Origin of the sequence: Sporosarcina sp. E16_3, from assembly GCF_017347125.1 — a bacterium.
In the GTDB taxonomy this organism is placed as follows: domain Bacteria; phylum Bacillota; class Bacilli; order Bacillales_A; family Planococcaceae; genus Sporosarcina.
Genome location: NZ_JADPRX010000002.1, coordinates 61,951 through 79,828, shown reverse-complemented (window position 1 = coordinate 79,828; position 17,878 = coordinate 61,951). Strand labels below are relative to the sequence as shown.

The window sequence follows — 17,878 nt, the reverse complement described above, 5'->3', positions numbered from 1 at the left end:
AGGCAACCCAATGGCTGGAATAATGTTAAATAATGTCGCAAAACGCTACGGTAAAGAGTTGGAATACTCGGTGAAAAATTTCAATTTAGACATTGATGACCGGGAGTTTTTAGTTTTTTTAGGTCCATCTGGCTGTGGAAAGTCTACAACTCTAAGAATGGTTGCTGGCCTTGAAGATATTACTGAAGGTGAGATTTATATAGGTGATACGCTAATAAATGATCAACCACCAAAAGATCGTGATATTTCAATGGTATTTCAAAACTATGCTTTATATCCAAATCTAACGGTTTATGAAAACATTGCGTTTGGGTTACGTATTAGAAAAGTTCCAAAGCATGAAATTGATATTGCAGTGAGAAAGGCAGCAAAAGTACTTGAAATCGGGAACTTCCTTGAACGTAAACCAAGTGATTTAAGTGGTGGTCAAAGACAGCGTGTTGCCCTAGGAAGAGCGATAGTTCGAAGCCCAAAGGCATTTTTACTGGATGAGCCACTATCAAATCTTGATGCTAAGCTTAGAGGGCAAATGAGAGAAGAAATTGTTAATATTCATCGAAGAATGGAGGTAACCTCCATATATGTTACACACGATCAAATAGAAGCAATGACAATGGGAGACCGAATAGTTGTAATGGAAAAAGGAGAAATCCAACAAGTAGATACTCCAGAAATGATTTATAGCAGGCCACGGAATATGTTTGTTGCAAAGTTTATTGGTAATCACCCAATGAATCTATTTGAAGGCAGGATTGTAGAAGAACAAGGAATTCTTCTATTTATATCTGAAACGTTTAAATTACAACTAACCGAGAGACAAGCAAAAATGATGAAAAAGCAGCGAGTTAAGCCAACTGTCTATATAGGTTTCAGACCAGAAAACGTAAGTTATGAACCAAGTTTTCTAGATAGTTCTCCACTTACAACAATTAATGGAGTTTTAGATTTTGATGAATTTGTAGGTTCAGATCGTTATTATCATCTACTATCACATAACAAACAGAAGCTATCTGTTCGTGCAAATCTTAGATACCGTTTCGAAGAAGGTGATAAAGTATCTGTGGGAATTGATATGGAACAGGCTTTGTTTTTTGACAGAGATACTAAGGAACTAATGGAAGATTGAATGGAGGGAGAGAATGAAACGTCAAATTGGAAAGAGACAATTTAAAAAAATAATAAATACTTCACTAATTTTCATTCTAGTTAGTAGCATGGTGTTAGTCGGTGGGGAAAAGCATAATACAATTTATGCGGAAGAAAGTAAATCTAAAAATGCTGAAACGGAAACAACACATGATAGAGCACTTGAGCCCTACTTCTATGAAACGCATGAAAAGTGGAAAGATGAAGATATAAATTATGGTGTAGAAAGTATAGAGTTTGCTGCAAGTGATTTTACAAAGAAGTCAGCAGAATCGAATATTAAAATCGGTTCATATGCTGGTGAAGAAAATGCTTTACTTTGGTCAAACCCAGGTGGTTGGGTTGAATATGAGGTGGATTTAGAGAATGAGGGGCTATATCAAATCAACGTTGATTATTTTCCGTTTTTACAAGAAGACGGAGGTAGTAGACAGTCTGTAATCCTAGGAGCAGAAATTAATGGTTCTTATCAATACAGAGAAGCCCGCTCAATAGAATTAAAAAGAGAGTTTATTGATCAAGACGTTCAATATGATGAAAGTGGAAACCAAATTCGCTCGTTGGTTCAAGAATTAACTGATTGGAAAACCGATGCCTTTCGTGATTCTGGAGGTGCATCTGTTGAGCCACTATTATTCCACTTTAAAAAAGGAACTAACAAAATCAGGTTATTTGTGTTAAGGGAAGCGGTGGCACTTAAATCATTATCTATTAATAAATCAAAAAACTTTGAATTCTATGAAGATGTAAAAGAGGGGTACCCTACCGCATCATTAGGTACAGATGAAGTAATAATGATTGAAGCTGAGGATTTTATAAAGAAAAACACTACTTCAATTCAAGTGCAATATGACCGTGATCCTATAACGACGCCAGAATCACTTAAAAAGATCAAATTCAACACGTTGGGCGGGATGAGTTGGTTTGAAGGTGGACAAGCTGTTACATGGGAATTTGAAGTTCCAAAAGACGGTGAATACAAAGTAGCATTTAGAGGGCTACAAAACTACCGTAAAAATCTATCCATCTTTAGGACATTTTATGTTGATGGTGAAATTCCGTTTGAGGAAATGAAAAACTATCAAATTCCATATGCATCCGGATGGCAGGAAATAGTTCTAAAAGACGTAAGTGAAAAACCATTTTCATTTTACTTAAAGAAAGGAAAGCACACAATTACTTCGGAAGTGACGTACGAACCTTTTGTACCTTTGATTATCCAAATTGATAGCATATCAAGGGAAATTGGAGCAATTGCGAAAGAACTTCGAATTGCTTCAGGTGATCGTGAGGATAGTTTTAGGGTTTGGAATGTGAAAAAGGAATTGCCAGGACTAATTGAAAAACTAGAGAACATGCACAATGATTTTGAGGGTATGGCAAAACAAATGATAAAAATAAACGTAGAAACTAGTAATGTTTCACAGGCGTTTAATTCATTAGCTCGTGATATTGATACACTACTTAAAAAGCCAAACGAGATACCTAATAAACAAGTTAGTATTGGAACATTACAAGAAAGAGTTGAAAGTCAAAGACGCGAACTAATGAATGGTCCATTACAAATTGATAAATATTATTTGACATCCGACAAAAGCGAATTTCCCCGTATGACTGCAAATGGCCCAGAAAAAATTAAAGGAATGTTTAATTCTTTAATGTATTCCTTTTCAGGTCAAAATGAATTAGCAGGACAAGAGGAAGAGGAACTAAATGTTTGGATGATGTGGGGAAGAGATTATGCTGAAGAACTACAGCAGCTAGCAGATCAACAATTCACTCCAAAACATGGGATTAAAGTTAATGTAAACTTAATTCAAGATAAAAATTTATTGATATTAGCTAAAGCCGCTGGGATAATGCCGGACGTTGCTTTAGGAGTCCCTGCTGATATGCCATTTGAGATGGCGCTGCGTGGAGTTGCAAAAGACCTAACGACATTACCAGGATCGAAAGATGTACTGAATAATTATGCACCAGGTGCATTACTACCTTTTTATTATGACGGTGGATACTTTGGCGTTCCCGAAACAATTAATTTCAAAGTGCTATTTTATAGAAAAGACATTTTAGATCAATTGGATTTAGACGTACCTGATACATGGGAAGATGTTTACAATATGATGCCGACTTTATTACAGAATCAAAATAACTTTTTTGTGGATCCTAAAGATTTCTCGTATATGCTCTATCAAAATGATATCGATTTATATACGGACGACGGTTTGGCTTCTGGATTAGATCAAACGAATGCGGTTAAGGCATTTGAAGAATGGACAAATCTATTCAATCTTCATGGAATGGATTTACAAGTTCAAAGCTTTTATCAACAATTCAGAAAAGGCGAATACCCGATTGGTATAGCTGATTTTAATCAATATATGCAACTTCTTGTTGCTGCCCCAGAAATTCTAGATGTTTGGGGTATAGCTCCGATTCCGGGACATGTAAATGAGTCGGGTGAAGTGGTCCGCTGGGCTGGTGCCACAAGTTTTGATACAACAAGTATGATGCTTTTCAACGATACAATAGCCGAAAAGCAAGATACAGCTTGGGAATTTGTAAAGTGGTATGCATCTGCTGATACGCAAGCTGAGTATGGTTTAAACTTGGAGCAGTTCAGAGGGGAAACGTTTCGGTGGAACTCGGCAAACATTGATGCATTTTCCAAAATGCCATGGAGACAAGCCGATTTGGATGTGATTTTAGATCAATGGCAATGGATAAAAGATATTGCAAATGTACCAGGAGGTTACATGTCGATTAGGCAGTTAGAGTTTGCTTGGAACCAGACAATCTTAGAAGGAGGGAACCCAAGAATAGAACTTGAAAAGGCCGTGAAAGAAATTAATCGTGAGTTAAAGAGAAAACAAAATGAATTTAATATACTAGGAAAAGATGGTACTACAAAACATTCTTTAGATCTTCCAGTGATTAAAGAACCATGGGAAGGAGCAAAACGCTTTGAACAATAGTCTTGTGAAGGAAGAGTCAACTATCAATAGACAAAAAGTAGAGAAAGAGAATGGTTTTAAAGAAAAAATACTGAAATGGTCTAAAATGAAAATGAAGAATATTTGGAAATTCCGTTTATCCTATCTATTCATAGCTCCATTTTTAATACTTTTTACAATATTTATTGTCATTCCAGTCGTTACTGCGATTGGTTTAAGTTTCACTTATTTTAACTCGATTCAATTTCCAACGTGGGTAGGCTGGCTAAACTATCAAACGTTATTTTCACAAGATATTGTGTTATTACAAAATGTATTACCAAATACATTTAAGTTTTCTTTGTTTGTAGGCCCAGTTGCCTTTGTTTTTTCTTTTTTACTTGCATGGTTCATTTCGCAACTTCCAAATACATTACGAATGGGTTATGCGCTAGCGATGTACGCTCCATCGCTAGCAGCTGGAGTTGCAATGACTGTAGTTTGGCAGGTTATGTTTACTGGTGATAGAACGGGTTATGTTAATAGCTTCTTATTAAAATGGGGTTTTCTAACCGAACCAATTATTTTCTTACAGGATCAAGCATGGCTTTTAAATATTATGATTCTTGTCGCTATATGGTCAAGTATGGGTATTGGTTTTTTAGCAATGTTGGCAGGATTACTAGGTGTTGATAAGGAACTGTATGATGCAGGAAAAATGGATGGTATATCTAGTAGATTACAAGAAATCTGGTATATTACTGTCCCTTTAATGAAACCACAATTGTTATTTGCCGCTATTATGTCGATTGTACATACATTGCAATCTGGTAGTTTGGGTGTACAACTATCCGGGTCTAACCCAACCCCTAACTATGCGGGTCAAATCATGCTCAGTCATATAGAAGATTATGGTTTTATACGTTATGAATTAGGTTATGCAAGCGCAATTTCTGTAGTTCTATTAATAATGATGTTTTTCTTAAGCCGTATCTTTACTTATATTTTAGAGGAAAAAGGTGAAAACTAAATATGGAGACTCTTAAAAAAATAGGCTCAAATCTAAATTGGAAATTAGCTAACTTTATGCGGGAGTTTAAGCATATGGATCGGGCTCAATATGTAATTTTATTTTTTCTAACATTATTGTCCATTTTTATGCTTTTGCCAATTGTTTATATAATAAATCATGCTTTTAAACCATTACATGAGTTATTTCTCTTTCCTCCAACATTTATTGTACGTGAGCCAACAACTCAAAACTTTGTTGAGCTATTATCTTTAACGCAAAGCACTTTTGTACCAGTAACTCGATACATCTTTAATAGTGTTGTAGTTACCGTCATAACAACGGTTTCAATGGTAATGACCAGTGCTTTTTGTGCATACGCCTTATCAAAACATAAATTCCCAGGAGCAAATTTTGTTTTTTCAGCGATCATGTTGTCACTACTTTTTGTTCCGACTGTTATACAAATCCCTAGATTTGTAGTTATACAAAACTTGGGTATTATGAATACGTATTGGGGACATGTACTTCCACTAATCGCTATGCCTGTAGGAGTATTTCTAATGAAGCAGTTTATGGACCAAGTACCAAACGAAATAATGGAAGCATCTAAAATAGATGGTGCTTCAGAAATACGGACCTTTCTACAAATCGTTATTCCTTTAGTAACACCAGCAGTTGCAACTATATCCATTATAGCTTTTCAAACAGTATGGGGTAACGTTGAAACTTCACAATTATTCATGCAGGATGAGTCAATGAAGACATTGCCTTACTATATGATGTCCTTAACAGCCAATTTATCGAATTCTGTTGCACGACAAGGAGCTGCTGCGGCAGGCGCACTTATCATGTTTTTGCCTCAGCTATTAATCTTTTTATTCTTCCAGAGGAAAGTAATTGCTACAATGGCTCATTCTGGGATTAAATAAGATGGAAAAAAGGGAGGGATATTTATGGGAGAAATAAGGGAAAAATGGCAAAAGTATATAGCCACGTTTATCCTTATTACCTTATTCCTATCATTTTCGACAACGGTCAAAGCAGAAAGTCCTTTTGATACGTTCAGCGTAAATGGTTTTGGACAAACAATTTTTACCCAGCCAGCATTTGAACCTCATGGAGTACTGGCAGATGATATTTATATAGAAGATGAAAATGGTGAAAGTGTGTATTCACCACTAAATCAACCAAAGGATTTCTTTGTTGCCAACAATGATGAAATATATATTGCTGATACAGGCAATAATCGAATTGTTCATTTAGACGAGAATGGTGAACTGGTAAGGATACTATTAGTTCCAGACAGCCCATTGAGTAAACCTTCAGGCCTGTTCGTAACAGAAAAAAATGAAATATATGTTGCCGATACAGGTAATCGAAGAGTATTACATCTAGATAAAGATGGTGGAATAATTAAAGAGTATTTACGCCCAGTATCTAAGTATATTGATGAGTCTTTTGTATATGAACCAACGAACATGATTGTAGATAGTAGAGGATTTGTTTATGTTGTCTCCCGTGGAACGTTTCAGGGTATTATCCAGTTCAATCCCGAGGGTGAGTTTTATGGGTTTTATGGTACGAATATAACTGAAGTCACTTTAATGGATAGGATTCGAAATACATTTTATACAAAAGAACAGTTAAGTAGGCAAGTTCGATTACTCCCAAATCCAATTACGAATATTTCTATTGATAACACTGGTTATATCCATACAGTATCAAATGATGGGGCAGAGCAAATTAAAAAGTTGAATATTCGCGGTGAAAATCAATGGAAAGATTTTCAGTATGAAGAAAATATAAATTTAAAATTTCTAAGTAGGACAACTAGTCAAGAAGAACCAGCTACAGGTAGCAGTACAAATCTAACCGATATTTCGGTCGATGGAAATGGAATTGTCACGGTTGCAGACAAAGCTAGCTCTATTATTGCTCAATTTGACAAAAATGGTGAAATTATTTTTTTCTGGGGTGCCCCAGTACTATCTGGATCAAGACAAAAGGGTGTTCCAATTAGCCCAGTTGCTGTTGAAACAAATAGCCGCAAGCAAATACTTGTATTGGACGACTCTTTAAACCTAATTCAAGTGCTAAAACCAACTGAGTTTGGTGAAACGGTTCAAACAGCCTTTATTTTAACGGAACAAGGGGAATATGACAAGAGCGAAAAGTATTGGAAAGAAGTGGCGAGACAAAATGCTTTATTCACCCCAGCGTATACCGGCCTTGCAAGGTCTGCATTTTATAAAGAAGAATATGAAGAAGCAAGGGAACTATATAAACGTGCTGGAGATGAGAATGGATATTCAGATTCATTTTGGCAAATTCGTTTAAATTGGTTCCAAAATAAATTTCCTTATTTCGCAAACGGATTTGTATTATTCGGAACGATATTCCTTATTTGGATCCAAGTTCAAAAGATAAGATTAAAGAAAAATAAAAATGCGCTAACTACAAAAAAGAGGAGGGAAACAATTAATAAGCCGCAACCAACTCTTTTTGATCAATTAAAACACGCATTTTATATTTTAAGACATCCAATCGATGGTTTTGATGATATTAGATTTAGAAATATGGGAGGATATTTAAGTTCACTAATCATACTAGTACTTGTTATTTTTATAGCATTTTCAAGAATATTTTTAACTAGCTTTACTTTCCAGCCTGTTCAAGAAGGAACGATAAATGTCACTTCGATTTTGACAATATCGATTGCCATATGGATTTCATGGGTGATTTGCCACTATTTAATAGGGGCAATAAAACAGGGACAAGCAAGGTTTAAAGATATATTTGTAGGTAGTGCATATGCACTTTTTCCGATTTTTGTTCTGGGTCTACCGTTAGCATTTCTATCCAATATCATGACAATAAGTGAAGTATCAATTTACAGTACGATTAGTGGATTCATGACATTATGGTGTGTTGTATTATTCTTTTGGATGATTATGACATTGCAAAATTACTCTGTCGGAGAAACAGTTGTAAGTATATTATTATCTTTATTTTCAATGATTATACTATGGGTATTGATATTTATAATTATAGGTCTTACTTCTGAGACAATAGACTTCATTATGACACTATACCGGGAGTTGACAATGTAATGAAATTTTGGAAGAAGTTTTTGGCAAACCTAACAATCCTGACTCTATTATTATCATTTATTACAACAACTTCTTTTGCGGAAAACAATGATAAAAAAGGCGTTGTGGTAAAGAATAATAGCAAAACGCTTGTATTTCCAGATGCAGAAGATTTTCAAAAAATTGCAGAAAATGATGGGTTTATATTAAGAGCTGACCCTAAGACTGGTCATTTCACAGTGGAAAATAAAAAAATAGGGGATGTGTTAAAATCATTTCCTAATCCAGACAAATGGGATGAAGAGAAAACAGCAGCTTCATGGCAATCACATTTAAAGTCACCATTTATGTTTTCTTACGTCGAAACGAAAGAGAGAAAGGATCAAGTTAAAGAGTCCAATTATTTCAGTAGTAAATCAAATATAACGTTTGAAAAGATAGAAAATGGTTACAGAGTAACGTATGAAATACCAGATTTAGGATTTGTCATACCTATTGAGGTTCGGTTGGAAGAAGATTTTGTAGAAACAATAGTTTTGGCTGATGATATTCAAGAAAACGTAAATGCGAAAAAAGATAATGGGGCTCACCTAGTATCTCTTCGACTATTTCCATTTTTAGGTGCCGATAATTCAGATGATGAAGAGGGTTTCTTATTTTTACCGGATGGCTCTGGAGTTCTAGTTGATTTTAAAAAGAACCGAGCGAGTACTAACAGTCTTTATAGCGAAAGAATTTATGGTTTTGACCAAGCTTTTGCTACAAAAGCCAGTCTCTCATCAAGGTTACCAATAAAAATGCCGGTATTTGGAATAAAGGCCAATAACCAAGCAATATTAGGGGTTGTTCATGAAGGTGACACGTATACGAATATTGTATCGGCACCATCAGAATCATATAGCCAGTATAACTGGGTTACGGGTGAACATCTGTTTCGATTTAAAGTTTTTCAGCCAACAAATAAACAAAAGACCGATGGTTTCTATATTTATAGCAAAGATATGCAGCGAACTAAGCGTGCAATTCGGTACTATATGATTGATGAAGCAGATTATGTCAATATGGCTGGAAGATATCGACAGTATTTAATGGAGGAACAAGGTTTAAAACGGAAGGAATCTGATGATAAAAACCTAGAACTATCTTTACATATACTTGGCGGGGGTATGAAAAGTGGTTTTATCTGGGATTCATATCTTCCATTAACAACCACTGAACAAGCGATTGATATTGTTAAAGATTTAGGCAGCTTAGGTGTCAATGATATGTCCATTACCTACCACGGATGGGAAAAAAGTGGCTATGGAAAGTATGGGAGTCATTTTCCGATAGCAAAAAAACTTGGCGGTAATGATGAAATGAAAGAGTTCACTGACTTTGCTCGTGAAAAAGGTCATTCAGTCTATCTTGATGCTAGCACCTATACTTATAATAGCACTGGTGCGAATGGCTTCAGAGCAAATAGAGATGGGTTACGTGATTTAGGATCAAATGTCATGGAGTTTAAAAAGAGGGATAATAATACTGTTTTAGTCAGTCCACGATTTATGCAAGGCATTATCTTCAAAGAGCTCGAAAAAGCAAAGGAACTAGGTGTTCAGGGTTATTTATTTGGTGAAGGAATTGGATCTTCATTACCATCTGATTATAATGAAAATCATATTGCAGAACGCCATGAAGTTAAGGAAATCCAAAAAGATATAATTAAGAAGACAAAAGAAGAATTTGGGGATGTACGAATCACCTCAGGAAACTTTTATACACTACAAGATAGTAGTCATATAGAACAGATGCATAATGACTATTCTTACGATTTATTTGTCGATCGTACGATTCCATTTGCACAAATTGCACTTCACGGGTTGGTAAGTTACTCCTTTAACTACGGGAATATGAGTGGTAATGTAAAAGAATCATTACTAAAAGGGATAGAGTACGGTGCGACACCATCTTTCTTAGTAACATATGAAGAGTCACATCGCTTACTTGAATCTAGGTCAATGTACCGATTTTATAGTACGTACTATAAAGACTGGGAAGCGGAAATAGCTTCACAATATCAACTGTTTAATGAAGCACTTGCCGATGTTCAGGATCAGTTTATCGTAGACCATCGCGAGATTACCAAAGGTGTATTTGAAACCAAGTACGAAAATAAGAAAAGAATTATCGTTAATTATAATGAACACTCCTACACCTATGATGGAAATAAAGTAGGCGCGGAGGGCTTTATTATTTTGGAAGGGGGGGACTGATATGCTGAAAAAAAGAACACTAAGTCCAGTAATAGGACGAAACATTGAAGGAATCTTATTCATCGCTCCATGGCTAATTGGGTTCCTTACCTTTCTAGCCTTTCCGCTAGGGTTTTCACTCTTTATGAGTTTCCATAAAGTTAAAGTATTGCCTAGTGGTATGCAGTATGACTTTAATGGACTTAATTACTATCGAGAAATCTTATTAAATGGATCTATATTTTATGACAAATTGATCCCTTATTTTCAAGAAGTTCTAATCATGGTTCCTATAATCATAATATTTTCATTTTTAATAGCAATATCACTTAATCAAAAACTAAAAGGAAGATTTATATTCCGAGCAATATTTTTCCTTCCTGTTATATTTTCTACTGGATATTTATTAACTGAATTTGTAAATCAAGGAGAAGGTAGTTTAGGCTTCTTGGATCGCTTTGCATTAGGAGCGTACTTAGATTCATTTCTGGGAGATAGTTCCTGGGGGCAACCAATAAAAACGTTGCTTAATCGTTTTGTTCTTGTTTTGTGGTACTCAGGAGTTCAAATTCTAATATTCCTAGCCGGTAGACAAACAATCCCGATATCAGCATATGAATCTGCAAGGATTGATGGCGCTTCTCCTTGGGAAATCTTTTGGAAAATAACATTACCAGCAATGTCACCATTTATTTTCTTGAATTTAATTTACACTGTTGTTGATATGTTTACATTTCCATTTAATCCTGTCATTGAGCTTATAGGGACAGGCAACTATGGCTATAGTAGTGCACTTTCATGGATTTATTTTGTGATTATTATCCTATTTTTACTAATCGTTATGCTGACATTTATGAGGGTGAATAGAACTCAAAAGTTAGGTAAACATTAAGGAGTGTTGTAAATGAACACAAATATCCAAACAGTAGAAAAAGAAAATAAATCAAAGATTAAAAAAGAACCTAGGAAAGAAAAAACACATAAAAATCCAATTGTTCCTAGTGGCGAAAATAGACCAAAAGACAAACGATATTATACGGGTAAATTAAATTCAATGCGCTATATGATACTTGGAAGAGAAGTGAATGAGGGACTTCTCTTTAAGACTTTTTTATACATTGTTTTCATAGCAACCTCCTATATCTTTTTAAACCCAATAATAAAAATGATGGTCAATATGGTGAAAACGACAAGCGATTTGATGAATCCTACAATTACATGGATTCCTAGTAAAATTTATCTAGGACAACTGAAAACGGCTTGGGAAATGCTGGACTATCCTCAAGCGGTTATGATAAGTCTACTTATTGCTTTGTCTACCTCTGTTTTTCATGTTATTTCTTGTGGACTTGCGGGTTATGCGTTAGCACGATTACAATTTCCTTTTAAAAAGTTAGTTTTTGGGTTACTATTATTATCATTTATTATTCCTCCACAAGTAATTATTTTACCTACAATAATTGCTTATACAAATTTAGGACTTAATAACTCGATCATCTCACTAATCATTCCATCAGTATTGGGTTTTGGAGTTAAAGGAGCATTGTTCGTTATTATTTTCCGGCAGTTTTTTGCGACGCAGCCAAAAGAACTAGAGGAGGCTGCAAAGATTGATGGTGCAACCGCAATCAAATTTTATTTTAAGGTTATGCTTCCATTGGCAAAACCTGCAATCTTGGTAGTGTTCCTGTTTTCATTTGTTTGGACATGGAATGACACGTATTTCCCACAAATGTTCCTATCGGATTCACAATTTTTACCTTTAGCAAGTGAAACTCTTCAATTAGATAAACTAATCACTAGTCTCGTTGAAACGCAACAAATTTCATCCTTGGATGCCGGGGCAATTAAGATGGCAGCGAGCTTCTTAGTTATTTTACCGCCATTACTAATCTTCTTGATATTCCAAAAACATTTTGTAGAAAGTGTTGAAAGAACAGGATTAGTTGAGTGATTATTAGTGTATAAATCACCAAACCAAAAACGTTATGAATAAATCCGCATAACGATAAAAGGCATCATTCGCTTGGGAAAACAAGCAATTGGTGCTTTTTATCGTTATGAAAAATTTCAAATGAATAATCACTCGAACGATTCCTAGTTTTCCAACTTGAAACCTACAAACAACAATGCGCTACACGTAGCAATATCAGTTTCATTCAAGCACGCGATGAGTAAAATTAAATAGTTTTGGTTTATGGGAAAGATTTGACTGTTATTTTCACATAAGTTTTAATACTCCCATTTGTGTAACCAATATAAATGATATTTATGTGAAGTATAGACAAATGTTGGTTGAAATGATAAAGTTGTCGTATAGATTGAATTTTATGAATCGGTAAGGTGTTTGTATTTAAGTGAAATTGCATTAAATGAAATCGATTACACTTTTTTAATGCCAATATTTCCGTTTTTTAATTACATTAGTTAGTTAACCTAATAAAGTAAGGAAATGAATGGATTTATACTTTAAGTTAATTGAAAGTTATGTCCACATTTCCGGAATTATGTTTCAGGAAATTATTAGGGAGGAGATTAATTTTGCATATTCTACTTGTTGAGGATGAATCTTCTATTCGTGATGTACTTAAGTCATATTTAATAAAAGAAGGATGGGATGTTTTGACTTCCTGCGATGGATTGGATGCTTTGAAAAAAGTCAAGAAAATTAAATTCGACTTAATTATTTTAGATTTAATGATACCCAAATTGTCTGGTGAAGAAGTTTGTAAAGCAATAAGAACTACTTCAAACGTTCCCATATTAATAATTTCGTCCAAGTCAAAAGAAGAAGATATGATCAAAGGGTTGAATATTGGTGCAGATGATTATATCACAAAGCCTTTTAGAATAAAAGAAGTACTAGCTCGTATTAATGCATTGCAAAGAAGAATAGAAATGTTTACCCAGAAAACGAATCCAATAATGAGCTTTAATAGAAATAGTTTAGTAATAAACTTTGAATCAAAAGAAGTTTTCAAAGATGGTAAATTAATCAGGTTAACGGTAACAGAGTTTAAATTGCTAGATGCACTTTTAAAGAAACCAGGTAAAGTATTAAGTAGGGAAGACTTATCCTATCAAGTCCAAGGATATCGATTTATTGGTGATGGCCGTACAATGGATGCACATATAAAAAACTTACGTAAAAAAATTGAAGAAGATCCAAAAAATCCGTTGTATATTACTACACGGATCGGATCTGGTTATCAATTTAACTTTGAGTCGGATAAAATTTATGTTGTCTAAGAATTTTTTTAAAAAAACGAAAGTAATCCTTTTTTTGCTCTTAATGATAACTTCTTTACTTACAGTTGGAGTTATTTATATCACTAGTATAGTTTATTCAGATAACAGGTTAAAGAATGATAAAATAGAATACTACAAAGAGCAAACTTATAGAATGAGTAACTATTTGAGTTCCAACATAGTTGGTGGTCTAAACTCAATTGAAAACATAGGGTTATATGAGGATCTTACAAAAAAATTTTCTATTCAATATGAATTAGTAAGTATTGAATCTGGTGATAAAGTTTATAAAAATGGTCTATTAAATGAGAAGGATGCTAAACTCTATTATTTTGATGTTCCAGTTCTGTCGAAAGGGACTATATTAGGTAATATACGCACTTATTATGATTTGAATAATAAGGCAATATCGCTACCTTTGGAAACCTATCAAAGAGGTTTAGAAGATCAACATGCTTTTGTTGCAAAGTTCACAATAATATTCTTAACTATTAGTAGCTTTTTAATTTCTGGATTACTTACAAGTCCCATGAAATCGACATATTCTGCGACAATAAAGGTATTGCAGGGTAAACGGGATATAATTGTACCGAAAAGTGGAACATTGGAAATGGCATATCTAGTCGATACTATTAACAGTGTGTTGGTTGAGTTTAGTAATATGGAAAATTGGCGTAAGCAGATGATGGAAGATTTAACGCATGAAATACGGACACCCCTTACATCGGTGCTACTAATGATGGAGGCTATTATTGATGGCATCTATCCAACTAATGAAGAAAATTTGCAGGACATTTACGAAGAAGTCGATCGATTATCAAGACTGATTTTTGATGTGCAAAATCTTTCTGAAGCAGAAGGCGCGAGATTTAAATTAAATATTAGAAGAGTTAATATGATACCTTTAATTAAAAGTACATATGATGGTTTTTTATTTGTTGCTAAACAAAAAAATATTAAATTGCACTTTAGCCATCCCAATAGGCCGTGCTTAGCTGCTGTAGATTCTGACCGTTTTATACAGGTCATTACGAACTTCATTTCAAATGCAATTAAATATACTCCCGACGGGGGGGCAGTTGAAATAGGCATTAAAATTTATCCAGATGAAATGGTTTTTTATTGTCTAGATAATGGGAGTGGTATTTCGGAGGAGGATCAAGTATTGGTTTTCAATCGTTTTTACAGGGTTGAAAAGTCACGCTCCCGTGAAAATGGAGGATTAGGAATTGGGTTAAATATTTGCAATGCATTAGCTAAAGCGCATGGTTGGGAAATTGGGCTTGAAAGTAAATTGAACGAAGGATCAAGATTTTGGGTAAAGATACCGATTCAACATGAAGCACTCACTACATCTACTTAAAATAGTAACCTGGAGGTTCTTTGTGATAGTTTTTGAAGCATTTAAGAAGTTACATAGAAATATAATACTTATTATATATCCAATAATATATGATTTAGTTTCTTTAGCTATAGGAATGTCCATTGTTGGTTTCTACGGAAAAAATTTAGTATCAATTCGAATGATACTAGAAATGGGGATTCCTTCAGTTAGTAACTTGTCAAATATTCCATTACTGGTGAATGATATAGGCTTTTTAACTATACCAGTTGAGATTCCTCCAATTACATTGGCTATAACAATTACTGCGATTATGATTGGGGCTTTTCTACAAGGTTGCTATATTGGCTATTTATCATTTATTGCAAAAGATGTGAAATTTAACTTTAAACAGTTATTTAAGACTGGTATGGGAAGTTGGATCCAATTCATTATCCTAGAAGTTATTATATTTTTGGGGAAGATTGGCGTCACAGCTTTTTTAGCGATTTTCTTCGGCATTATTGGTGTATTTGCCTCTTTAGTCTTTTTTATAACCTTACGCATACTATTTATTTATTTAGAGTTTACAATGGTGGTAGATCGTACAGGTTTAGTTCCAGCAATCAAGTCTAGTAGAAACTATTTAATGAATTCCCTTATGATCACCTTGCCACTTGTTTTAGTCATGTACATTGTTTCAAGCTTAATCAGTCTGTTTTTACATTATTTCTGGTCACCTCTTGTAGTAATTGGATTGATTTTTGTATACGCTTATATAATGACAGCTATCCAATTAGCGCTTATGATGGTACTTTGTAAAAGTAAAGAAATGACATGAGTTTTCTGAAGAGTAACTGCTTGTATAAGGAATGATGATATGAATATAAGCAGGATTTAAAACAATAACTTCAACCTTTGTTACATTTGCATATATACAGGATAAATGAAAAGGCATAACTTTGTGGTGTATAGGGAAACTAGGAAACTAAGTATTACGATTATGAATCTGTTTTAAAATATTTTTTCTTTAGGATTAGGTCCAAATGGATCTAATCCTGATTAATTTTGTGTCCCAAATCTTGTCTCATTATCTATTAACTATAGGATAATACAGAAAATTGCAGGAAGAGATTTGGTGGTTATTAACATCGGCATGCAGATTAGATACTTAAAGAGAATAATAAATCTACAAGATATAATAGATAACGAATTGCCTGTTTGTGAAATGAAAATTCCTTCACACCAAATTCATATCATATATGAGATTATAAGTACAAGCACTTATGCTGTTTTACATGCTAATAGTAGCCCGTTTGTATTGTAACAAGACGAAAGGAGGATGGTTGTAAAGTTAGTTAACTATTTATTCGGTCAACCGTTTGTAAGCGCTTATATTTAATTTGCGTACAAAACAGCATTAAGTTCCTTTATATTATTTAGAAGCATTAAATCGAAGTAATGAGAAAATTCGACACTACAAAAACATAGGGGGTTTTACAAATGATAAAGAATTTTAAGTTTTGGCTGATGTTACTTGTGTCTGTTTTCATACTCTCAGTAATTGCTGGTTGTAGCTCTGATAATGATTCTAATGCAAATGCAGATACTGATGAAAAGGACAATAATAAGGAAGAAGCTACCACAGATAAGGATGAGGAAATTACGATTAGATGGGCTCACCAGTGGGGGGCAGACCATTTTTGGAATGGAATTGGGAAAGATTTAGGGGAGAAGTTTCCACATATAACGATTGAAGTTCAAGAGGCCGGAACTGATCATACGGAGGATTTAGAAAGATTAATTGCCGCGAAGAAAAGCCCTGACATTGTATCGATGGGTGTATTGACACATACGAATTTCTTGGAAGACCTTGGGTTAGCGTATAATATGGATGAATTAATTAAGGAATCAGGTTTTGACTTAGATCGACTTGAGCCGTCAATTGTACAGTACGCTCGTAATCAAGACCCAAATAAAGAAGATGGATTATATGAAATTCCAAATTCTCGTCCGACTTGGTCATTACATTACAACAAAGATGTGTTTGACACGCTAGGAGTAGAATATCCAACAGATGGTATGACATGGGAAGAAGTCCTTGAGCTTGCCAAAGCGCTAACACGAGAAGTAGGCGGCGTTCAGTATCGTGGATTAGACCTAGATGTCCCATACGATGCTTATACACAGTTTAGTCAAAACTCTATTGATCCTGAAACAAACGAAGTACTAATCGCTGAATCTGAAGCATATAGAAGACATTTAGAGTTTGTTGGAGATGTTGTTGCTATCCCAGGAAACTACCCTACGGATAACCCAGCGAGTCTACTTCATAATTGGGGATCATTATTCGGTGAAGGTAATATTGCGATGGCAGCTGACAAAACCAACTGGATGGACCACGAAAACGTTGGTATTGCAACATATCCAGTGTGGGAGGGGTATGAAGGTTTGAATCCTGTACCAAATGGTGGAGCATTTGCAATCACAGAACCGAGTGAGCACAAGGAAGCGGCAATGGAGATTATTAAATATTTATTATCTGATGAGTATCAAATGAAAGTATCCAAAGCAGGTGGAGCATCAATATTAGTAAGTCCAGAAATTCATGCGGTATTTGGTGTGGATAATCCGGACTTAGATAACAAAAATACAGAATCTCTCTTTAAGAATGATTATGCAACTGGCCCTGCTAAGAAAGCACGCTACGGAGACGGTGTACTTTGGACTGCACCAATCAAGTTTATTGAGTCAGGTAAAGATATAAATGAGTTCCTACGAATTCTTCAAGAAGAAGCAGAAGAAAATGTACGTACCGCAATCGAGTCTGAGTAATCAACTAGTTATTAATTTTTTTAGACATTAAGACATATTAAGCCTGTGGGAATTTTAAA

At 34.5% G+C, this 17,878-nt stretch carries 12 protein-coding genes; all 12 read left to right on the top strand.

The window, feature by feature from the left end; genetic code table 11:
* The first annotated feature begins 10 nt into the window (after positions 1-10).
* The 12 genes from I2483_RS02905 (at position 11) to I2483_RS02850 (ending at position 17,819) form a co-directional block, all read left to right on the top strand.
* Positions 11-1,126 (top strand): ABC transporter ATP-binding protein, encoded by a 1,116-nt coding sequence (locus tag I2483_RS02905; RefSeq protein WP_207173857.1) that lies wholly within the window; start codon positions 11-13, stop codon positions 1,124-1,126.
* Between the two features lie 13 nt (positions 1,127-1,139).
* A complete protein-coding gene (locus I2483_RS02900) occupies positions 1,140-4,121 on the top strand; it encodes an extracellular solute-binding protein (RefSeq protein ID WP_218624842.1) in 2,982 nt (993 codons plus the stop codon).
* 85 nt (positions 4,122-4,206) lie between these two features.
* Entirely contained in the window at positions 4,207-5,109 is a 903-nt protein-coding gene (locus I2483_RS02895) for a carbohydrate ABC transporter permease (protein WP_481886310.1), read from the top strand.
* Positions 5,110-5,111: 2 nt separating this feature from the next.
* A complete protein-coding gene (locus I2483_RS02890) occupies positions 5,112-6,020 on the top strand; it encodes a carbohydrate ABC transporter permease (RefSeq protein ID WP_207173855.1) in 909 nt (302 codons plus the stop codon).
* A gap of 24 nt (positions 6,021-6,044) precedes the next feature.
* Positions 6,045-8,201: a YIP1 family protein gene (locus tag I2483_RS02885; RefSeq protein WP_207173854.1), complete on the top strand. Its 2,157-nt coding sequence runs from the start codon at positions 6,045-6,047 to the stop codon at positions 8,199-8,201.
* On the top strand, positions 8,201-10,435 hold the full coding sequence (locus tag I2483_RS02880; RefSeq protein ID WP_207173853.1) for a DUF5696 domain-containing protein: 2,235 nt from the start codon (positions 8,201-8,203) through the stop codon (positions 10,433-10,435). Before I2483_RS02885 ends, I2483_RS02880 begins: the two co-directional genes overlap by 1 nt.
* A gap of 1 nt (position 10,436) precedes the next feature.
* Positions 10,437-11,306, top strand: coding sequence for a carbohydrate ABC transporter permease (locus tag I2483_RS02875; RefSeq protein ID WP_207173852.1), 870 nt, complete (start codon positions 10,437-10,439; stop codon positions 11,304-11,306).
* A gap of 12 nt (positions 11,307-11,318) precedes the next feature.
* Positions 11,319-12,368, top strand: a complete 1,050-nt coding sequence (locus I2483_RS02870; protein ID WP_207173851.1) for a carbohydrate ABC transporter permease — start codon at positions 11,319-11,321, stop codon at positions 12,366-12,368.
* A gap of 587 nt (positions 12,369-12,955) precedes the next feature.
* Positions 12,956-13,663 carry a response regulator transcription factor gene (locus I2483_RS02865; protein WP_207173849.1) on the top strand — a complete coding sequence of 236 codons (708 nt, stop codon included), beginning with the start codon at positions 12,956-12,958 and terminating at the stop codon, positions 13,661-13,663.
* Positions 13,653-15,026, top strand: a complete 1,374-nt coding sequence (locus tag I2483_RS02860) for a sensor histidine kinase (protein WP_207173847.1) — start codon at positions 13,653-13,655, stop codon at positions 15,024-15,026. Before I2483_RS02865 ends, I2483_RS02860 begins: the two co-directional genes overlap by 11 nt.
* A gap of 22 nt (positions 15,027-15,048) precedes the next feature.
* Entirely contained in the window at positions 15,049-15,825 is a 777-nt protein-coding gene (locus I2483_RS02855) for a hypothetical protein (protein WP_207173845.1), read from the top strand.
* A 662-nt stretch (positions 15,826-16,487) separates the two neighbouring features.
* Positions 16,488-17,819, top strand: a complete 1,332-nt coding sequence (locus I2483_RS02850; RefSeq protein WP_207173843.1) for an ABC transporter substrate-binding protein — start codon at positions 16,488-16,490, stop codon at positions 17,817-17,819.
* Positions 17,820-17,878: the final 59 nt, after the last annotated feature.

What these genes read in the sequence shown, in the direction of transcription:
- I2483_RS02905 (WP_207173857.1), top strand. Translation starts at nt 11, where the DNA reads ATGGCTGGAATAATGTTAAATAATGTCGCAAAACGCTACGGTAAAGAG.
- I2483_RS02900 (WP_218624842.1), top strand. Translation starts at nt 1,140, where the DNA reads ATGAAACGTCAAATTGGAAAGAGACAATTTAAAAAAATAATAAATACT.
- I2483_RS02895 (WP_481886310.1), top strand. Translation starts at nt 4,207, where the DNA reads ATGAAAATGAAGAATATTTGGAAATTCCGTTTATCCTATCTATTCATA.
- I2483_RS02890 (WP_207173855.1), top strand. Translation starts at nt 5,112, where the DNA reads ATGGAGACTCTTAAAAAAATAGGCTCAAATCTAAATTGGAAATTAGCT.
- I2483_RS02885 (WP_207173854.1), top strand. Translation starts at nt 6,045, where the DNA reads ATGGGAGAAATAAGGGAAAAATGGCAAAAGTATATAGCCACGTTTATC.
- I2483_RS02880 (WP_207173853.1), top strand. Translation starts at nt 8,201, where the DNA reads ATGAAATTTTGGAAGAAGTTTTTGGCAAACCTAACAATCCTGACTCTA.
- I2483_RS02875 (WP_207173852.1), top strand. Translation starts at nt 10,437, where the DNA reads ATGCTGAAAAAAAGAACACTAAGTCCAGTAATAGGACGAAACATTGAA.
- I2483_RS02870 (WP_207173851.1), top strand. Translation starts at nt 11,319, where the DNA reads ATGAACACAAATATCCAAACAGTAGAAAAAGAAAATAAATCAAAGATT.
- I2483_RS02860 (WP_207173847.1), top strand. Translation starts at nt 13,653, where the DNA reads ATGTTGTCTAAGAATTTTTTTAAAAAAACGAAAGTAATCCTTTTTTTG.
- I2483_RS02850 (WP_207173843.1), top strand. Translation starts at nt 16,488, where the DNA reads ATGATAAAGAATTTTAAGTTTTGGCTGATGTTACTTGTGTCTGTTTTC.